This is a genomic window from Streptomyces sp. NPDC044064, assembly GCF_056434245.1.
Window position 1 is genome coordinate 54,831 of record NZ_JBWKFN010000010.1, and the last position, 26,484, is coordinate 81,314.

Consider the following 26,484-nt stretch of genomic DNA (forward strand, 5'->3'; position numbering starts at 1 on the left):
CCTTCGGCTGTGCCGCTCACGTCACCGCTCCCGTCGACTCGACTTCCGTGTCCGTGTGTTCGCCGTCCTCCGTGCTGCTCCTGCGACGCCTGCTCCGCCGTACGGCCACCAGCGCGGCCGCCGCCACCGGCGCCCCGAGGGCCGCGGTCACCACGCCCCAGGGCACGAACCGGGCCGAGGTGTGCGTGGTGTCGTGGGCGCCGCCCGCCGCCGTGACCGTCAGCCGCACGTCGACGGCGTCCAGCGCGGGCCGGCCGGGCCACGGCTCGCTGAGGGTGCGGCGGGACGCCGGGGGCAGGTGGACCTTCAGGGTGCGTGCGGGGCGGTCCAGAACCGGGCCGAAGAGGCCGTCCGCACGGACCGCGAGTTTCGGTACGAGGGTGGTCGTACCGCGGTTGACCAGCTCGTACGTGATCCGGTCGCCGTGCACCGCCACATGTTCGACGGTCAGCGCGGACAGGGCCGGGCCGCCCACGCGCAGCCGGAGCGGGACGGCCGCCGTACGGCCGTCCGCGCCCCGGGCGGTGATGGTGCCGGAGCGGTCGCCGGGTGCGGCGCCGGTCGGCACAGTCACCGTGAACGGCACCTCGGCGCGGGTGCGCGCGGGGACGCGCAGCCCGGTCCGGGCGAACGCGATCCGCACGCCGGTGCCGCGCAGCCGGACGGTGAGCGGCTTGTGGCTCCGGTTGGTCACGGACACCGTGTCCTGCAGGACCGTTCCCGGGGCGCCCTCGGCGTAGAAGGAGGGACGTCCGGTGCCGGCGGGCGCGAGGGACCAGGCTGCCGCGGCTTCCGCGTGCGGTGCGGAGACCGGCAGCAGGAACAGGGTGAGGCCGAGGACACGGGCGGCGGCGGACGGCATGGGCGGCTCCAGCGGTCGGAGACTGCGGTTCGGCGGCGTGCGGCTGGTTCAGCGGCGCGTGGCCGGGTTCCGCCGGGTCAGCCACAACGCGCCCGCCGCACCCGCAAGAAGAACCGTTCCGCCCAGGGTGCCGAGGGCGACGGCGGAGTCCTCGGGGCCGGTCTGCGGAAGCTGCCCGCCGGAGCCGCCCGACGAGGAGGACGAGGAGGACGACGATCCGCCGGCCGCCGTCACGTCCAGCGTCAGGGACGGCTTGGGGCTGTTGGTGGGGGTGCAGGTGGTCGTCGTACCGAGCGCCTTGATGATGAGCGTGCCCGCCGTGAAGGTGACCTTGCCGCTCTTCTCCGGTGTGTAGGAGCCGCTCAAATCGCTGATCTTGATGGGGGTGTTGGCGGGTATCGCGGCCGCGTTGGCCGGACCGGTGACGGCGAGAGTGCCGCTGTCGGCGCCGCCGACGGCGATGGTGGCGCTCGGCTTCATCGCGCCCTTGCCCAGCTCGACCGGGCTGGAGGAGACGCCCTTCTGCCAGGACATGGTGATCTTGTAGCTGTTGCCGCTCTTGACGCCCTTGATGTCGATGGGCGAGAGGGCGCTCTTGTCCCCGATCGGCGTCTTGCAGTGGTAGTTGACGTCCACGACGTCGGCGTGGGCCGCCGGCGCGGCCAGCAGTACCGCCGAGCCGGCCAGGGCCGCGGCGGACACGAGCGCGGCGGTTCGTTTCGGGTACGACACGTTCGGTCCACCCCATTCATTCCTGACGGCATATCAGATTCGGCCGTCAAGGTACGCCGGGGGCCTTGAGGAGGGAAGACGCAGCACACGCCGGAGTTGTGTCGATCCGGCGTGCGCGAAAGGGGGTTCGGGTGGAGACGGGGGCCACGGTGACCGTGTCCGGCCGGCCACCCGAACACTCAGGCAGGAGCGCCCAGTTCCGCCCAGACGGTTTTGCCCGAGCGGCCCGGCGTGCGGACGACACCCCAGTCCAGGCACAGCCGCTGCACGATGAACATGCCGTGCCCGCCGGGGCGGCCGGCGCGGTGCGGGGTGCGGGGGGCCGGCTGACCGGCGCCGCGGTCGGCCACCTCCACCCGGATCACCTTGTCGTCGCGGGCGAGGAGCAGCTCCTCCGGGCCCTCGGCGTGCAGGCAGGCGTTGGTGACCAGCTCGGACACGACGAGCAGGACGTCCTCGGCGGCGGCCCGCCGGTCGGCGGAGGCGGCCGGCAGCCAGCCCCACGCGTACAGCGCCTGGCGGGCGAAATCACGGGCGAGCGGGACGACCCCGCTCTCACCGTCCAGGCGCAGCCTGCGGATCTGCCGCCCCGGGGTCTCCCGCGGGATTTCCCGCACACCCTCGGACGGCACGGATGGCACGGACGGCGCGGCTGCCCCCGTGGACACGCCGTCCTCCGGCGCACCCCCCTCGGACGCCCCGGAAGCGCCGCTCGGCTCCGGGCCGCGGTCGCCCGGCGAGTAAGGCCGGGTGGTGCTCATCAGCGCTTCACCTCACCGATTCACCAGTACACGATTCAAAAGCACACGACTCAATAACTCATACGTCATGCCGGGGCCGTTTCGCCGGTCACCCGGGCGGTCCGCCCCCCGACGGCCGACACGTTCAGCACTCTCCTGCCCGGCCGATCCGGGAGAACACCCCCGTTCTGGGCATGACGCGCGCCACGCCGGGCCGGCCCGCAGGGAACGGCCGGGGCGCGGGGCTCAGTCGGCCTCGCCGGCCAGCGCCGCCTCCAGGGAGTCATGGACGGTGAAGACCGCCGCCGCTCCCGTGATCTCGAACACCCGGGTGACCACCGGGAGCATTCCGGCCAGGTGGACGCCGCCGCCGGCGGCCTCCGCCTTCAGCCGGGCCCCGAGCAATACGTTCAGGCCGGTGGAGTCACAGAACTCCAGCCGTGAGCAGTCCACCACGAGGCGTGAGAACCCTTTGCCCAGGAAGTCGTCGAGCGGCTCGCGCAGCAGGTCGGCGGTGTGGTGATCGAGCTCACCCGCCGGTGTCAGTACGGCGCTGGAGCCCACTTCGCGCACCTCCACCAGTAGCCGGCCCGACTGTGCGCTGCCGACCATCCCGTGGTCCATGCCGTCTCGCTCCCGAGGTCGTGGCTGCTGTTGACGCCCTCGAACACTACGCCTTCCTCACACTCTCCGACACCCGAACAACCTCACATAGTAGGACAGATCACTAGAGAACGTACTTGCGATCGACTCACCGAAGCGGGTAGGGCTAGTAGGGACACACATCCCTACACGCCGGCTTCGGAGGCGCCGCACACCGCAGTGCACGTATTGGCTTCGGCAGCCATATGCCGAGAACGACGGAGGACACCCATGTCACCCCGGCTCGACGAATCGCCTGCCCGTATCGCGACGTCGACACCCCCACGGGAACAACTGGATCACCCCCTCGATCCCGTCGACACCCACGACCCCCTCGCGGGGCTCCCGGAGATCCCGCCCTTCGACGAGGTCGACCCCGTCGACGCGCGGGCGCTGTCCAAGACCCTCTTCGAGCGGCTGGCGTCGCTGGAGGAAGGCACGCACGAGTACGCGTACGTGCGCAACACGCTCGTCGAACTGAACCTCGCGCTCGTCAAGTTCGCGGCCTCCCGGTTCCGCTCCCGCAGCGAACCGATGGAGGACATCGTCCAGGTCGGCACCATCGGCCTGATCAAGGCGATCGACCGCTTCGAGCTCACTCGCGGTGTGGAGTTCCCCACCTTCGCGATGCCGACCATCATCGGCGAGATCAAGCGCTTCTTCCGCGACACCTCGTGGTCCGTACGCGTACCGCGCCGGCTTCAGGAGCTGCGCCTCGACCTGGCCAAGGCCGGGGACGAACTGGCCCAGAAGCTGGACCGCGCCCCCACCGTCGGGGAACTCGCTGAGCGGCTCGGCCTGTCCAACGACGAGGTCGTCGAGGGCATGGCGGCCTCGAACGCCTACACCGCCTCCTCCCTGGACGCCCAGCCCGAGGAGGACGACTCCGAGGGCGCGCTCGCGGACCGCATCGGGTACGAGGACCACGGGCTCGAAGGCATCGAGTACGTCGAGTCGTTGAAGCCCCTGATCGCCGAACTCCCGCCCCGGGACCGGAAGATCCTCTCCCTGCGCTTCGTCGCGGGCATGACCCAGTCGGAGATCGGCGAGGAACTGGGCATCTCCCAGATGCACGTCTCCCGCCTGCTGTCCCGGACCCTGGTGCGGCTGCGCAGGGGGCTGACCCTGGAGGAGTGACCCTCCGTCATCCGCGGGAAGCGGGGGGGGGGGGGGGGGGGGGGGGGGGGGGGGGGGGGGGCGGGCCCCCCCCCCCCCCCCCCCCCCCAGTCCCCGTAGCGCTCGGCGGCGGTCAGTCCGGCCTCGCCGAGGAAGCCGTCCAGCGCGTCGGCGTCCAGGAACCGCAGGGTGCTCCGGCACACCTGCGGCTGTTCCCAGCGCGCCCCGGCGTAGGTCTCGGTGAACGTCATCCGGTCCCCGACGAGGTCCGGCTCGGCCTCGTGCCACACGCGCACGGGGGCGCCGTCCTCGTCGGTGAACTCATGCACCCGGTCCGGGGTCCAGCGCTCCCAGGCCCGCGCGGCCGGATTCCGGGTCTCGAAGACGAACCGGCCGCCGTCGGCCAGCGCCCGGCGCGCCCCGCGCAGCGTGCTGCGCACCTGCTCGTCCCCGAGGAGTTCCTGGAAGGCGTGACCGGTCATCACGACCAGGTCGAACGCCCCCTCCCACCGGTGCGTCGCGAAGTCCCCGAGCACCCATTCGATGTCCGGCTCCGCCCGCCGCGCCTGCACGAGCATGGCGGCCGCCGGATCCATGCCGGTGAGCCGTCCCCGGTGCCCGGCCCCCCGGGCGGCGCGCAGCAGCCGGCCCGTTCCGCAGCCGAGGTCGAGGACCGATCCGGCCGCTGTCACGAGCTCCAGGTAGAAGTCGTCACCGGAGCCCCATGGGTTCAACCTCTCGTACAGCGAGGCGAGTTCGACGTCACGGAAAACACGATCGACCATGCCGGGAGTCTGCCCGCTGGTCCGGGTGGCGGGTAAGCGATTTCGCGATTCCGTGTACTCCGTCTGCCACACCTTTCCTCGAAGGAGAGGGAACGTATGCGTGGTGCACCTTTTGGTGTGATATTAGCCGATAACGTATCAGCGCCCTTTCTGACGAGGGCATCGGCGGCACAGCGCACCCTGCGCGACCACGAGGAGGTACCCCCATGCGCGGAGCCAGGCATGCCGGACGGGCCGCCGGCGCGGTGGCGGTGGCGTTTGCCGCGGCGGCCTGCGGGGGCGGCGCGGACACGAGCGGCGGTACCGCCGCCGGGGTGCTCAGCTCCTCCTGGGGCGACCCGCAGAACCCGCTGGAGCCCTCCAACACCAACGAGGTGCAGGGCGGCAAGGTCCTCGACATGGTCTTCCGCGGGCTGAAGCGGTACGACCCGAAGACCGGCCAGGCCAAGGACATGCTCGCCGAGAGCATCGACACCAAGGACTCGCAGAACTTCACCATCAAGGTGAAGGACGGCTGGACCTTCTCCAACGGCGAGAAGGTGACCGCCAAGTCCTTCGTGGACGCCTGGAACTACGGCGCGAGCCTGAAGAACAACCAGAAGAACGCCTACTTCTTCGGCTACATCGAGGGCTACGACAAGGTCCACCCCGAGAGCGGGTCGCAGAGCGCCGACACCCTCTCGGGCCTGAAGGTCGTGGACGACCACACCTTCACCGTCAAGCTCGGCCAGAAGTTCTCCAGCTTCCCGGACACCCTCGGCTACGTGGCCTTCGCCCCGCTGCCGCAGTCGTTCTTCACCGACCACTCGACCTGGCTGAGCAAGCCGGTCGGCAACGGGCCCTACGCCATCGAGTCCTACACGAAGGGCTCGCAGATGGCCCTGAAGAAGTGGGACGGCTATCCGGGCCCGGACAAGGCACAGAACAACGGTGTGACCCTGAAGGTCTACACCGACAACAACACCGCCTACACCGACCTGATGGCCGGCAACCTCGACCTCGTCGACGACGTCCCCGCCCCGCAGCTGAAGAACGTCAGGAGCGACCTGGGCGGCCGGTACATCAACACGCCCGCCGGCATCATCCAGACCCTCGCCTTCCCGTACTACGACCCGGCCTGGAACAAGGCGGGCTCGGAGAAGGTCCGCACCGGTCTGTCCATGGCGATCGACCGCAAGCAGATCACCGACACGATCTTCCAGAAGACCCGCACCCCCGCCACCGACTGGACCTCCCCGGTCCTCGGCACGGCCGGCGGCTTCCAGGACGGCCTGTGCGGCAAGGCCTGCGCATACGACCCGGCCGAGGCCAAGAAGCTGATCCAGGAGGGCGGCGGGCTCCCCGGCGGCCAGGTCAGGATCACGTACAACGCGGACACGGGCTCCCACAAGGAGTGGATCGACGCCGTGTGCAACTCCATCAACAACGCGCTCGGCAACGACAAGGCCTGCGTGGGCAACCCCGTCGGCACCTTCGCGGACTTCCGCAACCAGATCGGGCAGCACAAGATGAGCGGCCCGTTCCGGGCGGGCTGGCAGATGGACTACCCGCTCATCCAGAACTTCCTCCAGCCGCTCTACTACACCAACGCCTCCTCCAACGACGGCAAGTGGTCCAACAAGGACTTCGACCAGCTCGTCGACCAGGCCAACGCCCAGACGGACACCGCCAAGGCCGTCTCCACCTTCCAGAAGGCCGAGGGAGTCGTCCGGGACAACATGGCGGCCATCCCGCTCTGGTACCAGAACGGCAGCGCGGGCTACTCCCCGCGGCTGTCCAACGTGGCGCTCAACCCGTTCAGCGTCCCGGTCTACAACGAGATCAAGGTCGGCTGAGCCGCCATGGGGCGCTACGTCGTCCGGCGGCTGCTCCAGATGATCCCGGTCTTCGTCGGGGCCACCCTGCTGATCTTCCTGATGGTGAACGTGATGGGCGACCCCATCGCCGGGCTGTGCGGCGAGCGGGCCTGCGACCCGGCGACGGCCGCCCAGCTCAGGAAGGAGTACGGGCTCGACAAGCCGGTCTTCCCGCAGCAGTACCTCACGTACATGGGGCACATCTTCACCGGCGACTTCGGTACCGCCTTCAACGGCCAGCCCGTCACCGAGCTGATGGCGACGGCCTTCCCGCCGACCATCCGGCTGACCATCGTCGCGATCCTCTTCGAGATCGTCATCGGGATCACCCTGGGCGTGTTCTCGGGCCTGCGCCGCGGGCGCCCCCTCGACACGGGCGTGCTCCTCGGCACCCTGGTCGTGATCTCCGTGCCCGTCTTCGTCACCGGCCTGCTGCTCCAGCTGCTCCTCGGCGTCCAGTGGGGCTGGATCCAGCCGTCCGTCTCCCCGGAGGCCACCTTCCCCGAGCTGATCGTGCCCGGCCTCGTCCTCGCCTCCGTCTCCCTCGCCTACGTCACCCGGCTGACCCGCACCTCCGTCGCGGAGAACAAGCGGTCCGACTACGTCCGCACGGCCATCGCGAAAGGCCTGCCCAGGCACCGCGTCGTCACCCGGCACCTGCTGCGCAACTCGCTCATCCCCGTCGTCACCTTCATCGGCGCCGACATCGGCGCGCTGATGGGCGGCGCGATCCTCACCGAGCGGATCTTCAACATCCACGGCGTCGGCTACCAGCTCTACCAGGGCATCGTCCGGCAGAACACCCAGACCGTGGTCGGCTTCGTCACGATCCTGGTCCTGGTCTTCCTCATCGCCAACCTGCTCGTCGACCTGCTCTACGCCGTACTCGACCCGAGGATCCGCTATGCCTGAGCAGCGGTACGACCCCGATCGCGCGATCGCGCCCACCGGCGCGGGCGGCGGGATGGACCTGGCGGCGAGCGAGGCGGAGACGCTGGAGAAGACACCAGGGGGACCAGAAGGGACCGGCCCGGCGGGCAAACCCCGCAGCCTCTGGTCCGACGCCTGGCGCGACCTGCGCCGCAACCCCGTCTTCATCGTCTCGGGACTGGTGATCCTCTTCCTGGTCTTCATCTCCCTGTGGCCCTCCGCGATCGCCTCCGGCAGCCCCCTCACGTGCAACCTGTCCAAGGCCCAGCAGGGCTCACAGCCGGGAGCCCCCTTCGGGTACGACGGCCAGGGCTGCAACGTCTACACGCGGACCGTCTACGGCGCCCGTACGTCCGTCACGGTGGGCGTGTGCGCCACGCTCGGCGTCGCCGTCCTCGGGTCGGTGCTCGGCTCGCTGGCGGGCTTCTTCGGCGGGCTCGGGGACTCGGTGCTGTCCCGCGTCACCGACATCTTCTTCGCCATCCCGGTCGTCCTCGGCGGTCTCGTCCTGCTCTCCGTGGTGACCAGCAATACGGTCTGGCCGGTCATCGGGTTCATGGTGCTGCTCGGCTGGCCGCAGATCGCCCGCATCGCGCGCGGCTCGGTGATCACCGTCATGCAGAACGACTACGTGCAGGCCGCCCGCTCCCTCGGCGCCTCCAACTCCCGCATCCTGATGCGGCACATCGCGCCCAACGCGGTCGCACCGGTGATCGTCGTGGCGACCATCGCGCTCGGCACGTACATCACGCTGGAGGCGACCCTGTCGTACCTCGGCGTCGGACTGAAACCCCCGAACATCTCCTGGGGCATCGACATCTCCGCGGCCTCCCCCTACATCCGCACCGCCCCGCACGCCCTGCTGTGGCCCTCGGGAGCCCTCGCCCTCACGGTCCTGGCCTTCATCATGCTCGGCGACGCGGTGCGCGACGCCCTCGATCCGAAGCTGAGGTGAGCTGCTGTGCGGGTCGAAGTGGGTGATGTGCACGTGGGGTCAGAGCCGGGGGCGCAGCGGGGGAGCCGGATGCCGGCGCGGGCCCGCCGGTGGCCCTCCGGCGCCGCGGCGAGCACGGCGCCGGCCTTCGTCATGCCCGGCGACGCGGTGCGCGGCGCCCCCGATCCGAAGCCGAGGTGAGCCGCCGTGCTGCTCGAAGTCCGTGACCTGCACGTGGAGTTCCGGACCCGGGACGGGGTCGCCAAGGCCGTCAACGGTGTCAGCTACGGCGTGGACGCGGGGGAGACGCTCGCCGTGCTCGGCGAGTCCGGCTCCGGCAAGTCGGTCACCGCGCAGGCCGTCATGGGCATCCTCGACATGCCGCCCGGGCGGATCACCGGGGGCGAGATCCTCTTCCAGGGCAAGGACGTGCTGAAGCTGAAGGAGGAGGAACGGCGCAGGATCCGGGGCGCCGGAATGGCGATGATCTTCCAGGACGCGCTGTCGGCACTCAACCCCGTGCTGTCCGTGGGCGACCAGCTCGGCGAGATGTTCGTGGTGCACCGGGGCATGTCGAAGAAGGATGCGCGGGCCAAGGCCGTCGAGCTGATGGACCGGGTGCGCATCCCGGCCGCCGGGGAGCGGGTCGGGGACTACCCGCACCAGTTCTCCGGCGGTATGCGCCAGCGCATCATGATCGCGATGGCTCTCGCGCTGCAGCCGGCCCTGATCATCGCCGACGAGCCCACCACCGCCCTGGACGTCACCGTCCAGGCCCAGGTCATGGACCTGCTCGCGGAGCTGCAGCGCGAGTACCACATGGGCCTGATCCTGATCACGCACGACCTGGGCGTCGTCGCGGACGTGGCCGACCGGATCGCCGTGATGTACGCGGGCCGGATCGTCGAGTCGGCCCCCGTCCACGACATCTACAAGGCGCCCGCCCACCCCTACACCCGAGGCCTGCTGGACTCCATCCCGCGCCTGGACCAGAAGGGGCAGGAGCTGTACGCCATCAAGGGCCTGCCGCCGAACCTCATGGACATCCCGCCCGGCTGCGCCTTCCACCCCCGCTGCCCGATGGCCCAGGACGTGTGCCGCACCGACGTGCCCCCGCTCCACGAGGTCTCCGAGGAGCGCGGCAGCGCCTGCCACTTCTGGAGGGAGTGCCTGCATGGCTGAGCCGGTCCTGGAGGTCAGCGGCCTCGTCAAGCACTACCCGCTGACGCGCGGAATCCTGTTCAAGAAGCAGGTCGGCGCGGTGAAGGCGGTCGACGGTGTCGACTTCGCCCTCACCAAGGGCGAGACCCTCGGCATCGTCGGGGAGTCGGGCTGCGGCAAGTCGACGGTGGCGAAGATGCTGTGCAGCCTGGAACGGCCGACAGCCGGCTCGATCAGGTTCAAGGGCGAGGACATCACCCGCCTGTCCGGCCGGGCCCTGAAGGCGGTGCGCCGCAACATCCAGATGGTCTTCCAGGACCCGTACACCTCCCTCAACCCCCGGATGACGGTCGGGGACATCATCGGGGAGCCGTACGAGATCCACCCGGAAGCCGCCCCGAAGGGCGACCGCCGCCGCAGGGTGCAGGAGCTGCTGGACGTGGTCGGCCTCAACCCCGAGTACATCAACCGCTACCCGCACCAGTTCTCCGGCGGCCAGCGCCAGCGCATCGGCATCGCGCGGGGGCTGGCCCTGCGCCCCGAGGTGATCGTCGCCGACGAACCGGTCTCCGCCCTGGACGTCTCGGTCCAGGCCCAGGTGATCAACCTGCTGGACCGCCTCCAGTCGGAGTTCGACCTCTCCTACGTCTTCATCGCGCACGACCTGTCGATCGTCCGGCACATCTCGGACCGGGTCGGGGTCATGTACCTGGGCCGCATCGTGGAGATCGGCAGGGACGCCGAGATCTACGACCACCCGACCCACCCCTACACCCAGGCGCTCCTGTCCGCGGTCCCGGTCCCCGACCCCGAGGCCCGCGACCACCGTGAGCGGATCATCCTCGCCGGTGACGTCCCGTCCCCGACGAAGATCCCCTCGGGCTGCCGCTTCCGCACCCGCTGCTGGAAGGCCCGGGAACGCTGCACCCTGGAGGTACCGCTCCTGGCGGTCCCCGAGGAGTTCCGCCGCACACCCGGCCCCGCAGCCCACGACTCGGCCTGTCACTTCGCGGAGACGCTGTCCATCAGGCGCTCCGCGCCGGGGCAGGTGGTCCCGCCGGAGGAGCCCGCGGGGAACGGCAACGGGCCGGGGTGACTTGGTGCATCCCCGGCCCGCCTACGGCACCCGCACGGCCGTACGCTGTTCAGCCTCGCGCGTCCGTATATCGGTACCGCTTCCGTGAAGTTGCCTGCGTGTAAACGCAGTTCATGCGTGTTTGCGCGGTTGTGCCAGCGAACGCCGGAGGAAGTCCACCTGGAGCAGGAGCAGGTTCTCCGCGACCTGTTCCTGGGGGGTCATGTGCGTGACGCCGGACAGGGGGAGCACCTCATGGGGGCGGCCCGCGGCGAGGAGGGCCGAGGAGAGGCGCAGGGTGTGGGCCGCCACCACGTTGTCGTCGGCCAGGCCGTGGATGATCATCAGGGGGCGGTGCGGCTCGGCGGGGGAGGAGAGGCCCTCGTCGGTGACCAGGGAGTTGTGCGCGTACGTCGCCGGGTCCTCGACCGGGTTGCCGAGGTAGCGCTCGGTGTAGTGGGTGTCGTAGAGGCGCCAGTCCGTGACCGGGGCGCCCGCGATGCCCGCGTGGATGACGTCGGGGCGGCGCAGGACGGCGAGGGCGGCCAGGTAGCCGCCGTAGGACCAGCCGCGGACGGCGACCCGGGAGAGGTCGAGGGGGTGGCGCCCGGCCAGGTCCTGGAGGGCCTCGATCTGGTCGTCCAGGGTGAGCGTGAAGTCACGGTGGACCTCCTTCTCCCAGGCCGGCGAGCGGCCCGGCGTACCCCGGCCGTCGGCGACGATCACCGCGAAGCCCTGGTCCGCGAACCACTGCGAGGTCAGATGCGCGTTGTGCGCGGCCACCACGCGCGGGCCGTGCGGGCCGCCGTAGGGGTCCAGGAGCACGGGCAGGGGCGTGTCACCGGTGTAGTCCGTAGGCATAAGCACGGCGCACGGAATTCTGCGTGCGCCCCCCTCGGTGAGGGTCACCCGAGGTGACAAACCGGGAACTTCGGCGCAGGACCGGACAGTCGCCGTTCGTTTTCCGTCACGCAGCACCTGGACGTGGGTGCCCGGACTGTCGAGTGTCGCGGTGGCCAGTACCGTCACGACCCCGGCGCGCACCGCCGAGTGCACCCCGGGCTCCTGCGAGACGCGTTCCACGCCGAGTTCGTTCACCCGGTAGACATGGACCTCGCCGGTCTCCGGTGACTCCGCCTCCTCGCCCGCCGACGCCGAAACCAGCACGTCGTCGGCCGTGACGTCGAGTACCGCACGGATGTGCAACTGTGGTCCGGTCAAAGGCCGTTCGCCCACCGTCAGCACCCGGGCGCCGCCCTCGTCCGCGATTCGGACAAGCTGCCCGGACGGGCTCCAGCAGGGCACTCCGGCGAAAAGTTCCAGCCATGTTGGATCTTCATCCGCATGCACCATCCGGGTCGAACCCGAGTCCGGATCCACCGCCAGGAACACCTGGCTGCGCTGGTCCCGGGCCTGCACCAGGAGCAGCGGGGCACCCGCCTCTGACCAGTGCACATGCGCCAGATACGGATAGCGCGCACGATCCCAGACGATCTCCGTGCGGCTGCCGTCGAGGCCGATCACGAACAGGCGTACGTCCGCGTTCTCCGTCCCGGCCGCAGGGTACGCGACGTGTTGTGGCTCACGCTCCGGGTGGGCCGGGTCGGCGATCCACCACCGCCGCACCGGCGTGTCGTCCACCCGCGCCACCAGCAGCCGGTCCGACTCCGGCGCCCACCAGAATCCGCGCGAACGCCCCATTTCCTCGGCCGCGATGAACTCGGCGAGTCCATAGGTGACCTGGTCGGCCTCCGGTTCGGCCAGCGCCCGGTCGTCCGAGCCCTCGGCGCCCGTCACCCGCAGCGCGCCCTGCGCCACGTACGCGATGTGCCGCCCGTCCGGCGCCGGACGCGGGTCGATCACCGGTGCGGGGACCCGGAGTTCGCGCGCCGTACCGGCCCGCAGCTCGGCCGTGAAAAGCCTCCCTGACAAGGCGAAAGACGCCAACTCCACGGCCGCGTCGGTGGCATAGCCGACGATGCCGGCCCCGCCCTCCCGACTGCGCTCCCGGCGCGCCCGCTCCTCGGGCGAGAGCTGTTCCGACGCCCCCTCCAGGAGGGCGTGCGGATCGGCCGCCAGGCGCTCGGCGCCGTCCGTCGGATCCAGGATCCACAGGGAGTTGGCCCGGTCGGTGCCGGAGCCCGAACGCAGGAACGCGACACGCGAACCGTCGGGTGCCACGGTGAACGCACGCGGCGCGCCGAGCGTGAACCGCTGCGTGCGGGCGTGCCGACGGGGGAAGGAGTCAGCCTCGGTCGTCATACCCCGACCATATTGGCCATGCGCCCCCTTGTGCGGCCGTGCGCCGAGCGATGCGCGAGTACGGATAGTTATGATCGCTACCGCTGAGTGGGTATGAACCTGCTGGCGTGTGCATGAAGTTGCTCTACCGATCCGCAACCGAGTGACAACCCCCATAGTCCGAACCCCCCGCGTCCCTGGGATCTTTGGAGGTGATCCGCCGTGGCACTCTCGATTTCGGCGGTGGTGCTGCTGGCGATCATCGTCTTCTTGTTGATCAAGAAGTCAGGTCTGAAGGGCGGTCATGCGGTTGTCTGTATGCTGCTCGGCTTCTACCTCGCCTCCTCGACCATTGCGCCCACGATCAGCCAGCTGACGACGAACGTCGCCAGCATGATCGGCAGCATCAAGTTCTGAGGCGGCCTCCGCCCGGCGGGCGGGCGGCGGCACCCTGCTGGTAACGGGCGGGCGGCCCGGCGGCGAGCGGTCGACGGCGCCCCGGACGGAGGTGGCCGAGGGAAGCGCCGCCGCCTCGTAGGGTGGACCCATGACGGTACTGCTGCCCGCCCGGCGTCTGCTGCTGGTGCACGCGCACCCGGACGACGAGTCGATCAACAACGGCGCGACCATGGCCAGGTATGCGGCCGAGGGCGCCCATGTGACCCTGGTCACCTGCACCCTGGGGGAGCGCGGCGAGGTCATCCCGCCCGGGCTGCGGCATCTGGCCGGTGCCGCGCTGGGCGCACACCGGCGCGGAGAGCTGAGCGCCGCCCTGCGCGAGCTGGGCGTCGAGGACCTGCGGCTGCTCGGCGGCGCGGGCCGCTACGGCGACTCCGGCATGATGGGCATTCCCGACAACGAGGACCCCGCCTGCTTCTGGCAGGCCGACCTGGACGAGGCCGCCCGGTCGCTCGTCGAGGTGATCGTGGAGGTCCGCCCGCAGGTCCTCGTCACGTACGACGACGACGGCGGATACGGCCACCCGGACCACATCCAGGCACACCGCGTGGCCATGCGGGCCGTCGAGCTGGCGGCCGAACAGGGGCACCGGATCGAGAAGGTCTACTGGAACCGGGTCCCGCGCTCCGTCGCCGAGGCCGCCTTCGCCCGCCTCCAGGACGACCTGCCGAGTCTCCCGTTCGCGAAGAGCGCCTCCCTGGCCGACGTGCCCGGCGTGGTCGACGACGAGCGGATCACCACCGCGGTCGACGGCAGCGCCCACACCGCCGCCAAGGCCGCCGCGATGCGCGCCCACGCCACCCAGATCGACGTGGCCGAGCCGTACTTCGCGCTCTCCAACGAACTCGCCCAGCCGCTGTTCACCACCGAGTACTACGAGTTGGCGCGCGGCCGGGCAGAGCCCGGGGAGACCGACCTGTTCGCCGGCATCGCCACCGGGGAGACGTCATGAGCACCGCCGGACGCGGCTCGATGCTGGCCCAGCCGATGCGGCGGCCCCCGGTGGGGCGGATGGCCGCCTACCTCGGGCTGTTCCTGCTCGGCGCGATCGTCGGGCTCGCCGGAGCCCTGGTCCAGGCCGCCTGGTTCCCGGGCGGGCTGCTGCTCGCCCTCGCGGGCGCCGGCGGGCTGTTCCTCGGCGGGGCGTACGCCCTCGGCGGCCGGGCCGGGGCGGTCGCGCCGGTGGCCGGCTGGATCGTCACCGTCGTCCTGCTCACCGCCACCCGCCCCGAGGGCGACTTCCTGTTCGGCGCGGGAGTTGGCTCCTACCTCTTCCTGCTCGGCGGTATGGCCCTGGCTGTGATCTGCGCCACCCTTGCCCCCGGACGGCAACCTGTCGACGGCCCCGTCCGACTTGGCAAGTGACGTACCACTTCGCCGTGCGGCGCACGTGCGAGTCCGGTGTGGGTTTCCTCGGCGGTCATGGGATACGCGCCAGACGTGGCCAGTATGGTGGTGCGCGCCGCCGAGCTGCCCGCTGAGGTCGTAACGGGCGGCGGAGCCAACCGGGAGAACCTGCCTTGAGTCGTGAAACTGACACTCCGTCCTCCGGGGCCAACGGGTCCGGAGGAGCCGCATACCCCTCGGGGACGCCGCCGTACGGAACCCCCATGGCTTCCGACGCCGGCGCGGACGCGGGCCGTTCGGCCACCCCGCCCGAGGAACGCAAGACCGAGACCACGCTGACGACGCGGATCCGGATCAACATCCCCGGATCCCGGCCCATCCCGCCGGTCGTCGTGCGCAAGCCCGTCGGCGACGGCGAGGCCGCCGCGGACGACTCCGGCGCCGACACCCGGCCGGCCCCCGCCGCCGCGGCGTCCACCGGCACCGTCGAATCCCCCGCCGAGCCCGCCCCGCAGGCCGAGGAGAAGCGCAGCGACTGGTTCGCACCCCGCAAGTCCGGCGCTCCCAAGGCTGGTCCGGGCGCCGGCGGCACGAACGGTGCCGGGACGCCCGGCGGTTCCGCCGCCGCGCCGAGCAAGCCGGCCGCCCAGCCGAGCGGTCCGGGCGGCCCGGGTGCCGGCGGCACCCGCCCCGGTGGTGTGGTCGGCTCCATGAGCGTGCCCGGCGGCTCCCGCCCCGGCGGTACGAACGGCTCGGGCCTGCCCAGCGCCACCGGCGGCCCCGTGGCCCCGGGACACGGCGGCGGCACCGGCTCCTTCGACGTGACCGAGGCGCTGGCCGCGGGCCCGCGCGGCGGCTCCCGCCCCGGCGCGACCGGCGGCGGTGAACCGAGCCGCGACGACCTGCCGTACTTCGCGGAGAGCGGCGGCGCGAGCGGAATCGGCGCCACCCCCGGCGCGAGCGCGTCCGGCGGCCCCGGCGGTCCCAGCGGCTTCAACGGGCCGACCGGCCGGGGCGGGCGCGGCCCGCAGGGCCCCGCGGGCCCGACCGGCGGACCGGTCACCGGCGACGGACCGTTCGTCCCGCCGGCCGCTCCGCGCAGCTCGCTCAGCGACCTGGACCGGGACCTCGGCGAGTCCTTCGACTCTCCGGGCGGCTACGACACCGGCAGCCACCAGATGCCCGGTGGCTACGACACCGGCAGTCACCAGATGCCCGGTGGCTACGACACCGGAAGTCACCAGATGCCCGGTGGCTACGACACCGGTAGCCACCAGCGACCCGGCGGCTACGACACCGGAAGCCACCAGATGCCCGGCGCCGCGAACGGCCAGGCGGGCCAGGGCGGTCCGCTCGCCCCCGGCGCCTTCCCCGTCCCCGGCACGGCACCCGGCGGCGGCCTCGGCGACGACACCGCGATCCTCACGCCGCAGAAGCCGGCCCCCGGACCGGGCGCACCCGGCTTCCGCGCGCCGGACAACGTCTCCGGGCACACCGTCACCAGCGGCATCCCGGTCGTCCCGTCCGCCGGGAACACCCCGTTCGGCGCCGGCGCGCACTCCGACGGCCCGGTGCCGCACACGCCGCCCAAGCTGCCCGAACCGGTCCCGCAGCCCAAGGCCGCGGCCAAGCCGAAGAAGAAGGGCCGCAGCAAGGTCATGCTGCTCGGCGTCGGCGTGTTCCTCCTCGCGGGCGGTGCCTACGGCGCCGGCCTGCTGATGAACCACACCGATGTGCCCAAGGGCACCACCGTGCTCGGTGTCGACATCGGCGGCGGCACCCGCGACGAGGCCGTCAAGAAGCTCGACGACGCCTTCGGCGGCCGGGTCGCCAAGCCGCTGAAGCTCTCCGTGGGCGGCCGGACGGTGTCCCTGACGCCGGACAACGCGGGCCTGCAGTTCGACTTCCAGAGCACCGTGAGCGATGCCGCGAAGAGCGACTACAACCCGGTCTCCGTGATCGGCTCCCTCTTCGGCCAGAAGCGGGAGATCGAGCCGGTCATGCCGGTCGACGACGAGAAGCTCCAGGCCGCGCTCGAACAGGCCGGCGGCGGCTCGGGCTCCGGCGCGGTCACCGACGGCACCATCACCTTCAAGGCCGGCAAGGCCGTGGCCGTCTACGGCAAGGCGGGCAAGGCCATCGACGCGGCCCGGTCGACCCAGGCGGTCGAGCAGGCCTACCGCACGCTGGTGGAGACGAACACGGCGGCCCCGGTGTCCGTGCCGACGACCACCAAGCAGCCGACGGTCTCGAACGCCGAGGTCGACCGCGAGATGAAGGCCTTCGCCGAACCGGCGATGTCGGCCCGCGTCACGGTCCAGACGGACGCGGCGCACTCGGTCCCGTTGAGTCCGCAGAACTCGCTGTGGAAGTTCCTCAGGGTGGAGGCCACTCCCGACGGCAAGCTGACCGACAAGCCCGACCTGGTGGCCCTGAAGCAGCTGTACGGCCAGGCCTTCGACGGCGTGCTCATCACCCGGGCCAACGGCAAGAAGACGGCCGTCACACCGCAGGACGTCTACGTCGCCCTGCGCCAGGCACTGATGAGCAGGACCAACCGGGTCGCGGTCATCCCCACGAACCCGAGCTAGCACGACCGGCAGGGGGCGTCCGCCGGGCGCCCCCTGCGCGCGTGTCACCCGAACCGCATGACATCTGTCATCCGGCACTCGGGACCGCCGACACTGCCGCGTCCAGGGCCCCCACCGCCAGCATGGTGGGCATGACAACGACAGCGGCACCGGCCACCACCACCCCGGTGGTCGGGTTCGACCAGGTGACCAAGACGTACGGGAGCAACCGAGCCGTCGACGGGCTCTCGCTCCGGCTGTACCCGGGCGAGACCGTCGCCCTCCTCGGCCCGAACGGGGCCGGCAAGTCCACCACCCTCGACCTGCTCCTCGGCCTCAAGCAGGCCGACGGCGGCACGGTGAGCGTGTTCGGGACCAGCCCGCGCGAGGCGATCGTCGCCGGGCGGGTCGGGGCCATGCTGCAGAGCGGCGGGCTGATGGACGAGGTCACCGTCGCCGAGCTGGTGAAGCTGGCCTGCTCGCTGCACCCGAAGCCGTACAAGGCCGCCGACGTCCTCGCCCGCGCGAGCCTCACGCAGATCGCCGACCGCAAGGTCAACAAGCTCTCCGGCGGCCAGGCCCAGCGCGTCCGCTTCGCGCTCGCCACCGCGGGCGACAGCGATCTGATCGTCCTGGACGAGCCGACCACCGGCATGGACGTCTCCGCCCGCCAGGCCTTCTGGGCCACCATGCGGGAACAGGCCGACCAGGGCCGTACGGTCCTCTTCGCCACCCACTACCTCGAAGAGGCCGACGCCATCGCCGACCGCGTGCTGGTGCTGCACCGCGGCCGCCTCCTCGCCGACGGCACCGCCGCCGAGATCAAGGCCAAGGCGGGCGCCCGCCGGGTCTCCTTCGACCTGGAGGGGACCATCGACGAGGCGGCCCTGCGCGGCCTGCCCTTCCTCACCTCCGTCGATGTGTCGGGCCAGACCGTCCGCATCCAGTCCTCCGACGCCGACGCGACCGTCCACGCCCTGTACGGCCTGGGCGTCTACCCCCGCAACCTCGAAGTCGCCGGCCTCGGCCTGGAGCAGGCCTTCGTCGCCATCACGGAGGCCGAGGAGGCCAAGCAGTCATGAACAGCCTGATCAAGCTCGAACTCGCCCGCGCCCTGCGCAACCGCAAGTTCCTGTTCTTCTCGGTGATCTACCCCTCGGCCCTGTTCCTGCTCATCGCGGGCAACGCCGACTCCAAGACGAAGATCGACGGCTCCGGCCTCACCCTGCCGACCTACATGATGGTCTCCATGGCCTCCTTCGGCGCGCTGACCGCCGTCCTGATGGGCAACAGCGAGCGCATCGCCAAGGAGCGCGAGAGCGGCTGGGTGCGGCAGCTGCGGCTGACCACCCTCCCGGGGCGCGGCTACGTCCTCGCGAAGACCGCCAGCGCGGCCGTCGTCAGCCTCCCGTCGATCGTCATCGTCTTCGTCGTCGCCGCGGCCGTGAAGGACGTACGGCTCGACGCCTGGCAGTGGCTCGCCCTCACCGGCGCCATCTGGGCCGGCAGCCTCGTCTTCGCCGCCCTCGGCGTCGCCATCGGCTACCTCGCCAGCGGGGACGCGGTCCGCCCGATCACGATGATCATCTACTTCGGCATGTCGATGCTGGGCGGCCTGTGGATGCCGACCACCAGCTTCCCGCAGTGGCTCCAGGACATCGCCAAGTGGCTCCCCACGCACGCGTACGCTGCTCTGGGGCGGGCGATCGAACAGAGCCAGGCTCCGGAAGCCCAGGACATCGCCATCCTCGTCGTCTCCTTCGTCCTCTTCGCGGGCGGCGCGGCCTGGCTGTACCGGAAGGACACGCTGAAGGCGTGAGCACCATGACGGAAGACCCGCTGGTCCCCCTGGGGCAGGACTTCGGCAACCGGCGCGGCATGCTGCGGCGCAAAGTGCTGTGGATCGGTGTCTGGCTGGTCTTTCTCAGTGCTCCGGTCCACGACCTCGTCTCGGGGAACCACACCACCGCCGGGACCGTGGCCGGCTGGCTCGGCCTGACGGTCTTCGTCGGGGTCTATCTGGCGCTGGTCTTCCGGAACATGGGCACACCGGCGGAGCCGCGGCGCGTGGCCGGCCTGGTCGTCGCCCTGGGCGGGCTCGCCACCCTGCTGAGCTTCACGTTCGGGGCGCCCTGGCTCGGCCTGTACTGCTACGTCTCCGTCGCCTGCGGGATCACCCTCCCGCTGCGGGCGGCGTACTGGGCGATCCCGGGCACGGGCGGCCTGATGATGCTCGTCGGGCTGCACGTCGGCACCGAGGACGCCTGGAACCTGCTCATCCTGCTGCTGCTCATCGGGTTCGCGATGACCGGTGTCGGCCAGCTGGTGCGGACGACCATCGAGTTGCGCAAGGCCCGGGCCACCGTCGCCCAGCTCGCCGCCAACGAGGAGCGGCTGCGCCTCGCCCGCGACCTGCACGATCTGCTGGGCCACTCGCTCTCGCTGATCACGCTGAAGAGCGAGCTGGCCGGCCGGATGCTGCCCGGCCACCCCGACAAGGCCGCCCAGCAGGTCGCCGACATCGAACAGGTCAGCCGCCAGGCCCTGGTCGACGTCCGCGAGGCCGTCACCGGCTACCGCCGCCCCCGCCTCGCCGCGGAACTCGCCGGCACCCAGGTCGCGCTGACCGCCGCCGGGGTGGCGGCCGAGGTGCCCGCGGAACCCGACCTCGCCGGCATCCCGGAGGAGGCCGAGTCCGCCCTCGCCTGGGCGCTGCGCGAGGCGGTCACCAACGTGGTCCGGCACAGCGGCGCCGACCGGTGCGTCGTACAGGTCCTGCGCCGCCAGACCCTGGACGGCCCGGTCCTCGAACTCTGCGTCGAGGACAACGGAGCCGGCGGTTCCGGCAACGGGCCGGGCAACGGTCTGACCGGCCTGACCGAGCGTCTGGAGAAGGCCGGCGGCACGCTGGAGGCGGGCCGGGTCAAGCACGGGTTCCGGCTGGTCGCCCGGGTGCCTACGGCCGCCTCGGCGGACGTAGGATCCGGGACATGACGAGCACGATCAAGGTCCTGCTGGCCGAGGACCAGTCGATGGTCCGCGAGGCGCTGGCCGCACTTCTCGGCCTGGAGGACGACATCGAGGTCGTCGCCCAGGTCGCGCGTGGGGACGAGGTGCTGGCGGCCGTCGGCGCGCACGGTGTCGACGTGGCGCTGCTCGACATCGAGATGCCCGGCTGCACCGGCATCGAGGCGGCGGCCCGGGTGCACCGCGAGTACCCCGCGGTCAAGCTCGTCGTCCTCACCACCTTCGGCCGCCCCGGCTATCTGCGCAGCGCCATGGAGGCGGGCGCCGACGCGTTCCTCGTCAAGGACGCACCGGCCGCCCAACTCGCCGACGCGGTCCGCAAGGTGCTGGCCGGAGAGCGGGTCATCGATCCCACCCTGGCCGCGGCCGCGCTGGCCGAGGGCGCCAACCCCCTCACCGACCGGGAACGCGAGGTGCTCCGCGCGGCGGCCGACGGCTCCACCAACGCGGAGCTGGCCAAGGCCCTCCACCTCTCCCAGGGCACGGTCCGCAACTACCTCTCCACGGCCATCCAGAAGCTCGCGGTGCGCAACCGGGCGGAGGCGGTGCGGACAGCGCGGGAGAAGGGCTGGCTCTGAGGGTTCAGTTGAGCATCGACCGGGCCGTGTGCGCCTGCTGCCGCACCTTCCGGGCAGCCGAGTCGTCGACGACCTCGATCAGGTGGGCGTACGCCTCCAGTTCCTCGGCCCCCGCCGTGAACTCACCGCGCTGCACCAGCAGCTGACCCCGCTCGTAGCGCAACCGGGCCGGATGCGCGGGCAGCAGCAGGCTCAACTCCACCGCCCGCAGCGCGACGTCCGACCGCTCGGGCCGGGCCGAGGCCCACGCCCGGATGTTGTTCAGGATGCGCTGTACGACCTCCAGAGGCGTCGCGGGCACCAGCATCGACGGCTGCAGCGGCGCCCCCGTCGCACCCGCCACGAGCAGCTCGGCATCCGTCCCGGTCAGTACCTTCCCGCCGTCGAACGGATCGGCCAGCACCTGCTCCTCCGCCGCCCCGAACCCGACCACGAAGTGCCCCGGCAGCGCGACCCCGTACACCGGGGCACCCGCCCGTCTCGCCACCTCCATCCACACCACCGACAGCAGGATCGGCAGCCCGCGCCGCCGCCGCAGCACCTCGTGCAGCAGCGAGCACTCCAGCCGCTGGTAGTCGGACGGGGTCCCGTGGAACTCGTAGCGCTCGCCCAGCAGCCGGCACAGCGCCTGCGCCCACGCCTGCGGCCCGCCCGGCCGGTACGGCAGCAGTCCGGCCAGCCGGTCCAGCTCCAGCTGGGCCGCGTCGATCCCGTCCTCGTCCAGCGTCCCGTCCGCCTCGGCGCCGATCAGCAGACACAGCGCCGACAGATCCGGCCGCTCCGACCGCGCCTCCTCCCCGAACCGCCGCCGCACCTCGGCGGACCGCTCCGGCGGGGGCGGATACGGGGGCGGAAGGGAACGGTGCCGCATGCCTGGCTCATGCCCGTCCACAGCGATCCCTACGACCCTTCGACGCGAGTGTTCTCCGGAGCCGGGTGAGCGTGCTCGTCGCCGCTCTCCTGCGGCGCCCGGTAGTGGTGGTACGCGTGGTGCGGGGCGAAGCCGAGACCGGCGTACAGAGCGCGGGCCGCCTCGTTGTCGTCCTCCACCTGGAGCCAGGCCGCCGAGGCGCCCTCGTCCAGGGCGCGGCGGGCCAGCGCGGCCATCACCTCGGTGGCCAGCCCCTGCCGTTGCCGGGCGGGATCGACCTCGACGGCTGCGAAACCGGCCCAGCGTCCGTCCACCACGCACCGCCCGATCGCCGCCGGCCGCTCCCCCGGCGCACCGGGCACGGTCGCGAACCACACCGACGGTCCGCCGTTCAGCACCCGGAGGGCCACCTCGCTCACCCCCTTGCGGCCGTACCGCGAGAGCCACGCCTCGTCCGCCTCCCGGGACAGCTCCACCCCGGTGCCCTCGGCCCGGTCCGCCACCGGTGCCAGCGCCCCGGTCCACAGCTCGGCGGTCACCTCCCGCACCCAGCCGCGCCGCTCCAGCTCCGCGCACAGCAGCTCCTGCGTGCCCTCGGCACCGGTGGCGGCCTGCGCGTAGGCGGGCAGGCCGCGCTCGGCGTACCAGCGCCTCACGGCCGCCAGCGCCGCATCGAGCGGAAGCCCCGGATCACCGAGCGGCAGCACACTGTTGGCCCGCCGCGTGAACCCGCCGGCGGCCCGCAGTTCCCACTCGCCGAGCGACTCGCTCTCCACCGGCCGCCACCCGCGCGCGGCGATCCTCGCCAGCTCCTGGTAGCTCGCGGCCGGACCCCGGCGGCGGGCCGGCGCGGCCGGCACCACCTTGCCCGCGACCAGCACGGATTCCGGGATCCGGACACTTTGCCCGTCCCGCCGTGTGATCATGAGCACGCCGTCGTCCCATGATGTGAGAACACCCACCGTGTCGGTGAACTTCTCCGCCGCCGCTCCAGGTTCGCTCAAGCGCCGTACCGACACCCGTTTGCCCACGTCAGCAGCGGTGATACGGACCTCGAAGCGCCCTTTCGCCGAGATTTCCACTGGTCGGTTCACCCCTCCTGTATGGATCACGCCCCGGAACGGAGATACTAGGGGCGGGCATCGACGACGCCGCGCTCCCGCGCGCCAGGCGGCGGAGCCTACGGAGGCCCGCCAGCGCCCTATCGAGGAGGAACGACAGCGTGACCTACGTCATTGCGCAGCCTTGTGTCGACGTCAAGGACAAGGCGTGCATCGAGGAGTGCCCGGTCGACTGCATCTACGAGGGCTCCCGGTCCTTGTACATCCACCCGGACGAATGCGTCGACTGTGGTGCCTGTGAGCCGGTCTGCCCGGTCGAGGCGATCTTCTACGAGGACGACACTCCGGAGGAGTGGAAGGACTACTACAAGGCGAACGTCGAGTTCTTCGACGAGCTGGGCTCTCCCGGTGGTGCCAGCAAGCTGGGTCTGATCGAGCGCGACCACCCCTTCATCGCCGCGCTGCCGCCCCAGGCCTAGCAACCGGTCGAGCGGCCTAACGGCCCGCCACCTTCGCCTCGGCCCGTACAGCCCGATCGCCCGGATCGCGCCGTACGGGACCGAGGCGTTTGCCGTACCGACGAAAGCGAGCAAGATCCCGTGTCCGCAGTCTCCGACCGTCTTCCGACGTTCCCCTGGGACAAGCTTGAGCCGTACAAGAAGACGGCCGCCGCGCACCCGGACGGCATCGTCGACCTGTCCGTCGGCACCCCGGTCGACCCGGTCCCCGAACTGATCCAGAAGGCCCTGGTCGACGCGGCCGACTCGCCCGGCTACCCGACGGTCTGGGGCACCCCCGCGCTGCGTGACGCGATCACCGGCTGGCTGGAGCGCCGTCTGGGTGCCCGTGGGGTCACCCACCGCCACGTCCTGCCGATCGTCGGCTCCAAGGAGCTGGTCGCCTGGCTGCCGACCCAGCTGGGCCTCGGCCCCGGCGACAAGGTGGCCCACCCCCGCCTGGCGTACCCGACCTACGAGGTCGGCGCCCGCCTGGCCCGCGCCGCGTACGAGGTCTACGACGACCCGCGCGAGCTGGACCCGGCGAACCTGAAGCTCCTCTGGCTGAACTCGCCCTCCAACCCCACCGGCAGGGTCCTCGGCAAGGACGAGCTGACCGGCATCGTCGCCTGGGCCCGCGAGCACGGCGTCCTGCTCGTCTCCGACGAGTGCTACCTGGAGCTGGGCTGGGAGGCCGACCCGGTCTCGGTCCTGCACCCCGACGTCAACGGCGGCTCCTACGACGGCATCCTCGCCGTCCACTCCCTCTCCAAGCGGTCCAACCTGGCCGGCTACCGCGCCGCCTTCGTGGCCGGCGACCCGGCGGTCCTGGGGCCCCTCCTGGAGATCCGCAAGCACGGCGGCATGATGACCTCGGCACCGACGCAGGCGGCGGTGGTGGCGGCCCTGGGCGACGACGAGCACGTCCACGTCCAGCGCGGGCGCTACGCGGCCCGCCGTGCCCTCCTGCGCGAAGCCCTCCTGAACCACGGCTTCCGCATCGAACACAGCGAGGCCAGCCTCTACCTGTGGGCGACCCGGGGCGAGTCCTGCTGGACCACGGTGTCCCACCTGGCCGACCTGGGCATCCTGGTGGCCCCGGGCGACTTCTACGGCGAGGCGGGCGAGAACTTCGTACGCGTGGCCTTCACGGCAACGGACGAGAGGGTCCGCGCGGCGGTGACCCGTCTGACGGCGTAGGCACGCAAAGACCGACGGGGCCCAGGAACGCCTGGACCCCGTCGGCCGTGAGCGTCAGGCGCTCAGCCGCCCAGCGGCAGACCCTTCGTCGGCAGGGACGACGTGGGCAGCCCACCCTTGGTGAGTCCCTCCGTCGGCAGCCCGCCCTTCGTCACGCCGGCCGCGGTGTTCCCGAGGGCACCGCCCGCGGTCCCGGCCGCGTCCCCCGCGGCCTTCTGCACCGCGGGCGTCGTCTTCTTCACGGCGCCACCGCCGGTCTTGCCCGCGGCCGGCACCGCCTGCTTGACCGCCTTGCTGCCCGCGTTGCCCGCCAGGCCGGTGACGTTCTGCGCCGCACCGTCGACGGTGTTGCCGACGTGCGCCCCGTCCAGGGCGGTCACACCGCCGAGGTTCGCGGGCACGGCCGGCAGGTTCGTGGCCGCGCCGGCAGAGCCGGCCGCACCGACCCCGGCGGCCGCTCCCGCTGCGACGAGCAGCGCGGCACGAGCGATCCGGCGGGTCAGGGGGAGGGACATGATGCTCCATTCGACGGGTGGAGAACGGTGAGTGTCCGGACTCGGACGCCGTGACTACCGACTCGAAGCCGACGAAGGTTGCGGAGGCCAAAGGTAAAGAATGGATAACGCATCGCATTATCGTTTGTGGATAAAAACGGGCAAAGAGCGCCGGTGCGCGATCCCGCAGAATCCTTACAGCCCTTGATTTCCAAGGGATCCCGAATCCACGCCGAAATCCGCGGGAAAACACGCTCACCCCAAAGGCGTACAACCCGGCCGAGTGAGCCGCCGTACTACTGTCCGGTGATGATCCGGACCGCGCCGGCGGACCGCTGCGCCCCCGCGGTCCCCGGTGTCCCGGCCGTGCGCCACTGACCGCCGTTGCTCCCGGCGGTCCACTCGCGCCCCGCGTACGCCACCCGCTGGATGTGCAGGGACGAGGAGTTGGCCACCGCCCACTGCGCCAGCTGCCAGCCCCGCTCCCGCTCGTCGCGCCCGCCGGTGTCCGTCCTGCGGCCCTCGGCCACCGGCACGGTCACGGTCCGCCCGTGCGCCGTCGCGGTCACGCTCGGGGACGGCGACGGCGACGGAACCTCCGTACCGCCCACCTCCGCCCCGGTCTCCTGCAGCGCGTCCCGCCCGAAGTCCCGCACCAGCGCGGCCCGTACCGCGTCGGGCCCGGTCGCCTCGGCGCTGCGCTCCGGACGCCCGTCACAGGTCAGCGAGGCCGCCGAGTGCCCGGTCAGCGCGGCCGCCAGCAGCGTGGCGTCCGGCTCGTGCTTGGCGTACGCCTCCGGGTATCCGCTGCGCTGGACCCGCTGCGCGGCCACCGTCAGCGGCAGGTCGGTGTAGTCGGGCACCCTGGCCAGGTGCGCGTAGAAGATGCCCGCCGCGTACGCCGGGTCCATGACCTGCTGCTCGGTGCCCCAGCCCTGTGAGGGCCGCTGCTGGAACAGCCCCAGGGAATCCCGGTCGCCGTGCTCGATGTTGCGCAGCCCCGACTCCTGGATGGCGGTCGCCAGTGCGATGGTCACCGCCCGCTCGGGCATGCCCCGCCCGGTGCCGACGGCGGCGATCGTCGCCGCGTTCACCGCCTGCTCGGGCGTGAACTCGTACGACGCCCCGTCGCCCGTGCCGGAGACCACTCTGCAGCCTCTCGCGCCCGGGCCTCCGGTGACGTACTGCACCACGAGATAGGCGGCGACGCCGGACAGGACCAACAGGGCCGCACCGAGACGGACGAGGCGGCCGCGGCGCTTGGGGCGAGTGGGGGACGGCTCTGGCACGCGTACAAGGTACTGGA

The 26,484-nt window shown here is 71.6% G+C and carries 25 protein-coding genes and 1 pseudogene; 16 read left to right on the plus strand and 10 right to left on the minus strand.

The window, feature by feature from the left end:
- Positions 1–16 precede the first annotated feature (16 nt).
- From AC07DS_RS17845 to AC07DS_RS17860, 4 genes are all read right to left on the minus strand, one after another.
- Positions 17–862: a COG1470 family protein gene (locus tag AC07DS_RS17845; RefSeq protein ID WP_479146365.1), complete on the minus strand. Its 846-nt coding sequence runs from the start codon at positions 860–862 to the stop codon at positions 17–19.
- A 48-nt stretch (positions 863–910) separates the two neighbouring features.
- Positions 911–1,594, minus strand: coding sequence for an LPXTG cell wall anchor domain-containing protein (locus AC07DS_RS17850; RefSeq protein ID WP_479146367.1), 684 nt, complete (start codon positions 1,592–1,594; stop codon positions 911–913).
- A 179-nt stretch (positions 1,595–1,773) separates the two neighbouring features.
- A complete protein-coding gene (locus tag AC07DS_RS17855) occupies positions 1,774–2,355 on the minus strand; it encodes an ATP-binding protein (RefSeq protein ID WP_479146369.1) in 582 nt (193 codons plus the stop codon).
- Positions 2,356–2,580: 225 nt separating this feature from the next.
- Entirely contained in the window at positions 2,581–2,958 is a 378-nt protein-coding gene (locus AC07DS_RS17860) for an STAS domain-containing protein (protein ID WP_479146371.1), read from the minus strand.
- 249 nt (positions 2,959–3,207) lie between these two features.
- Here AC07DS_RS17860 and AC07DS_RS17865 point away from each other — a divergent pair, with 249 nt between their 5' ends.
- Positions 3,208–4,113, plus strand: a complete 906-nt coding sequence (locus AC07DS_RS17865; protein WP_479146372.1) for an RNA polymerase sigma factor SigF — start codon at positions 3,208–3,210, stop codon at positions 4,111–4,113.
- Positions 4,114–4,238: 125 nt separating this feature from the next.
- On the opposite strand, the pseudogene AC07DS_RS17870 reads toward AC07DS_RS17865, so the two are convergent.
- Positions 4,239–4,877, minus strand: a pseudogene (locus AC07DS_RS17870) (class I SAM-dependent methyltransferase); the annotation flags it as partial.
- Positions 4,878–5,083: 206 nt separating this feature from the next.
- On the opposite strand from AC07DS_RS17870, the gene AC07DS_RS17875 reads away from it, so the two are divergent.
- The 5 genes from AC07DS_RS17875 (at position 5,084) to AC07DS_RS17895 (ending at position 10,854) form a co-directional block, all read left to right on the plus strand.
- Complete coding sequence (locus AC07DS_RS17875) at positions 5,084–6,712, plus strand: peptide ABC transporter substrate-binding protein (RefSeq protein WP_479146374.1); 1,629 nt, start codon at positions 5,084–5,086, stop codon at positions 6,710–6,712.
- A gap of 6 nt (positions 6,713–6,718) precedes the next feature.
- A complete protein-coding gene (locus AC07DS_RS17880) occupies positions 6,719–7,645 on the plus strand; it encodes an ABC transporter permease (protein WP_479146375.1) in 927 nt (308 codons plus the stop codon).
- The gene (locus AC07DS_RS17885) at positions 7,638–8,618 is read left to right on the plus strand and encodes an ABC transporter permease (RefSeq protein WP_479146377.1); all 981 of its coding nucleotides are present in this window, start codon (positions 7,638–7,640) and stop codon (positions 8,616–8,618) included. Before AC07DS_RS17880 ends, AC07DS_RS17885 begins: the two co-directional genes overlap by 8 nt.
- 186 nt (positions 8,619–8,804) lie before the next feature.
- Entirely contained in the window at positions 8,805–9,779 is a 975-nt protein-coding gene (locus AC07DS_RS17890; RefSeq protein WP_479146379.1) for an ABC transporter ATP-binding protein, read from the plus strand.
- The gene (locus AC07DS_RS17895; protein ID WP_479146381.1) at positions 9,772–10,854 is read left to right on the plus strand and encodes an ABC transporter ATP-binding protein; all 1,083 of its coding nucleotides are present in this window, start codon (positions 9,772–9,774) and stop codon (positions 10,852–10,854) included. The genes AC07DS_RS17890 and AC07DS_RS17895 overlap by 8 nt, the downstream gene beginning before the upstream one ends.
- 111 nt (positions 10,855–10,965) lie before the next feature.
- On the opposite strand, the gene AC07DS_RS17900 is transcribed toward AC07DS_RS17895, so the two are convergent.
- A complete protein-coding gene (locus AC07DS_RS17900; protein ID WP_479146382.1) occupies positions 10,966–13,095 on the minus strand; it encodes an alpha/beta fold hydrolase in 2,130 nt (709 codons plus the stop codon).
- Between the two features lie 201 nt (positions 13,096–13,296).
- On the opposite strand from AC07DS_RS17900, the gene AC07DS_RS17905 reads away from it, so the two are divergent.
- The 8 genes from AC07DS_RS17905 to AC07DS_RS17940 all read left to right on the plus strand — a co-directional run bounded on the left by AC07DS_RS17905 (position 13,297) and on the right by AC07DS_RS17940 (position 21,055).
- Entirely contained in the window at positions 13,297–13,491 is a 195-nt protein-coding gene (locus tag AC07DS_RS17905) for a hypothetical protein (RefSeq protein ID WP_071372972.1), read from the plus strand.
- A 130-nt stretch (positions 13,492–13,621) separates the two neighbouring features.
- Positions 13,622–14,485, plus strand: coding sequence for an N-acetyl-1-D-myo-inositol-2-amino-2-deoxy-alpha-D-glucopyranoside deacetylase (gene mshB, locus AC07DS_RS17910; protein ID WP_479146384.1), 864 nt, complete (start codon positions 13,622–13,624; stop codon positions 14,483–14,485).
- Positions 14,482–14,898, plus strand: a complete 417-nt coding sequence (locus tag AC07DS_RS17915) for a DUF6113 family protein (RefSeq protein WP_479146386.1) — start codon at positions 14,482–14,484, stop codon at positions 14,896–14,898. Before mshB ends, AC07DS_RS17915 begins: the two co-directional genes overlap by 4 nt.
- A 155-nt stretch (positions 14,899–15,053) precedes the next feature.
- On the plus strand, positions 15,054–17,471 hold the full coding sequence (locus AC07DS_RS17920) for a hypothetical protein (RefSeq protein WP_479146388.1): 2,418 nt from the start codon (positions 15,054–15,056) through the stop codon (positions 17,469–17,471).
- A gap of 131 nt (positions 17,472–17,602) precedes the next feature.
- A complete protein-coding gene (locus AC07DS_RS17925; RefSeq protein WP_479146390.1) occupies positions 17,603–18,532 on the plus strand; it encodes an ABC transporter ATP-binding protein in 930 nt (309 codons plus the stop codon).
- Entirely contained in the window at positions 18,529–19,269 is a 741-nt protein-coding gene (locus tag AC07DS_RS17930; RefSeq protein WP_468813915.1) for an ABC transporter permease, read from the plus strand. Before AC07DS_RS17925 ends, AC07DS_RS17930 begins: the two co-directional genes overlap by 4 nt.
- 5 nt (positions 19,270–19,274) lie before the next feature.
- The gene (locus AC07DS_RS17935) at positions 19,275–20,444 is read left to right on the plus strand and encodes a sensor histidine kinase (RefSeq protein ID WP_479146699.1); all 1,170 of its coding nucleotides are present in this window, start codon (positions 19,275–19,277) and stop codon (positions 20,442–20,444) included.
- Positions 20,441–21,055, plus strand: coding sequence for a response regulator (locus AC07DS_RS17940; RefSeq protein ID WP_391334855.1), 615 nt, complete (start codon positions 20,441–20,443; stop codon positions 21,053–21,055). Before AC07DS_RS17935 ends, AC07DS_RS17940 begins: the two co-directional genes overlap by 4 nt.
- A gap of 4 nt (positions 21,056–21,059) precedes the next feature.
- On the opposite strand, the gene AC07DS_RS17945 is transcribed toward AC07DS_RS17940, so the two are convergent.
- Together AC07DS_RS17945 and AC07DS_RS17950 are read right to left on the minus strand one after the other, a co-directional pair.
- Positions 21,060–21,926 carry a transglutaminase family protein gene (locus AC07DS_RS17945; protein WP_479146393.1) on the minus strand — a complete coding sequence of 289 codons (867 nt, stop codon included), beginning with the start codon at positions 21,924–21,926 and terminating at the stop codon, positions 21,060–21,062.
- A gap of 29 nt (positions 21,927–21,955) precedes the next feature.
- Positions 21,956–23,008 carry a GNAT family N-acetyltransferase gene (locus tag AC07DS_RS17950; RefSeq protein WP_479146701.1) on the minus strand — a complete coding sequence of 351 codons (1,053 nt, stop codon included), beginning with the start codon at positions 23,006–23,008 and terminating at the stop codon, positions 21,956–21,958.
- Positions 23,009–23,148: 140 nt separating this feature from the next.
- Between AC07DS_RS17950 and fdxA the strand changes: the two genes are divergently transcribed.
- Both fdxA and AC07DS_RS17960 read left to right on the plus strand, forming a co-directional pair.
- Positions 23,149–23,466: a ferredoxin gene (fdxA, locus tag AC07DS_RS17955; RefSeq protein ID WP_010047804.1), complete on the plus strand. Its 318-nt coding sequence runs from the start codon at positions 23,149–23,151 to the stop codon at positions 23,464–23,466.
- Between the two features lie 120 nt (positions 23,467–23,586).
- The gene (locus AC07DS_RS17960; RefSeq protein ID WP_479146395.1) at positions 23,587–24,684 is read left to right on the plus strand and encodes a bifunctional succinyldiaminopimelate transaminase/glutamate-prephenate aminotransferase; all 1,098 of its coding nucleotides are present in this window, start codon (positions 23,587–23,589) and stop codon (positions 24,682–24,684) included.
- A gap of 62 nt (positions 24,685–24,746) precedes the next feature.
- Here AC07DS_RS17960 and AC07DS_RS17965 read toward each other — a convergent pair whose 3' ends face one another.
- Both AC07DS_RS17965 and AC07DS_RS17970 read right to left on the minus strand, forming a co-directional pair.
- The gene (locus AC07DS_RS17965; protein ID WP_479146397.1) at positions 24,747–25,199 is read right to left on the minus strand and encodes an ATP-binding protein; all 453 of its coding nucleotides are present in this window, start codon (positions 25,197–25,199) and stop codon (positions 24,747–24,749) included.
- 275 nt (positions 25,200–25,474) lie between these two features.
- Complete coding sequence (locus AC07DS_RS17970; protein WP_479146398.1) at positions 25,475–26,467, minus strand: VldE C-terminal domain-containing protein; 993 nt, start codon at positions 26,465–26,467, stop codon at positions 25,475–25,477.
- Positions 26,468–26,484: the final 17 nt, after the last annotated feature.

What these genes read in the sequence shown, in the direction of transcription:
- AC07DS_RS17845 (WP_479146365.1), bottom strand. Translation starts at nt 862, where the DNA reads ATGCCGTCCGCCGCCGCCCGTGTCCTCGGCCTCACCCTGTTCCTGCTG.
- AC07DS_RS17855 (WP_479146369.1), bottom strand. Translation starts at nt 2,355, where the DNA reads ATGAGCACCACCCGGCCTTACTCGCCGGGCGACCGCGGCCCGGAGCCG.
- AC07DS_RS17860 (WP_479146371.1), bottom strand. Translation starts at nt 2,958, where the DNA reads ATGGACCACGGGATGGTCGGCAGCGCACAGTCGGGCCGGCTACTGGTG.
- AC07DS_RS17865 (WP_479146372.1), top strand. Translation starts at nt 3,208, where the DNA reads ATGTCACCCCGGCTCGACGAATCGCCTGCCCGTATCGCGACGTCGACA.
- AC07DS_RS17875 (WP_479146374.1), top strand. Translation starts at nt 5,084, where the DNA reads ATGCGCGGAGCCAGGCATGCCGGACGGGCCGCCGGCGCGGTGGCGGTG.
- AC07DS_RS17880 (WP_479146375.1), top strand. Translation starts at nt 6,719, where the DNA reads ATGGGGCGCTACGTCGTCCGGCGGCTGCTCCAGATGATCCCGGTCTTC.
- AC07DS_RS17885 (WP_479146377.1), top strand. Translation starts at nt 7,638, where the DNA reads ATGCCTGAGCAGCGGTACGACCCCGATCGCGCGATCGCGCCCACCGGC.
- AC07DS_RS17895 (WP_479146381.1), top strand. Translation starts at nt 9,772, where the DNA reads ATGGCTGAGCCGGTCCTGGAGGTCAGCGGCCTCGTCAAGCACTACCCG.
- AC07DS_RS17900 (WP_479146382.1), bottom strand. Translation starts at nt 13,095, where the DNA reads ATGACGACCGAGGCTGACTCCTTCCCCCGTCGGCACGCCCGCACGCAG.
- mshB (WP_479146384.1), top strand. Translation starts at nt 13,622, where the DNA reads ATGACGGTACTGCTGCCCGCCCGGCGTCTGCTGCTGGTGCACGCGCAC.
- AC07DS_RS17915 (WP_479146386.1), top strand. Translation starts at nt 14,482, where the DNA reads ATGAGCACCGCCGGACGCGGCTCGATGCTGGCCCAGCCGATGCGGCGG.
- AC07DS_RS17925 (WP_479146390.1), top strand. Translation starts at nt 17,603, where the DNA reads ATGACAACGACAGCGGCACCGGCCACCACCACCCCGGTGGTCGGGTTC.
- AC07DS_RS17930 (WP_468813915.1), top strand. Translation starts at nt 18,529, where the DNA reads ATGAACAGCCTGATCAAGCTCGAACTCGCCCGCGCCCTGCGCAACCGC.
- AC07DS_RS17935 (WP_479146699.1), top strand. Translation starts at nt 19,275, where the DNA reads ATGACGGAAGACCCGCTGGTCCCCCTGGGGCAGGACTTCGGCAACCGG.
- AC07DS_RS17940 (WP_391334855.1), top strand. Translation starts at nt 20,441, where the DNA reads ATGACGAGCACGATCAAGGTCCTGCTGGCCGAGGACCAGTCGATGGTC.
- AC07DS_RS17945 (WP_479146393.1), bottom strand. Translation starts at nt 21,926, where the DNA reads ATGCGGCACCGTTCCCTTCCGCCCCCGTATCCGCCCCCGCCGGAGCGG.
- AC07DS_RS17965 (WP_479146397.1), bottom strand. Translation starts at nt 25,199, where the DNA reads ATGTCCCTCCCCCTGACCCGCCGGATCGCTCGTGCCGCGCTGCTCGTC.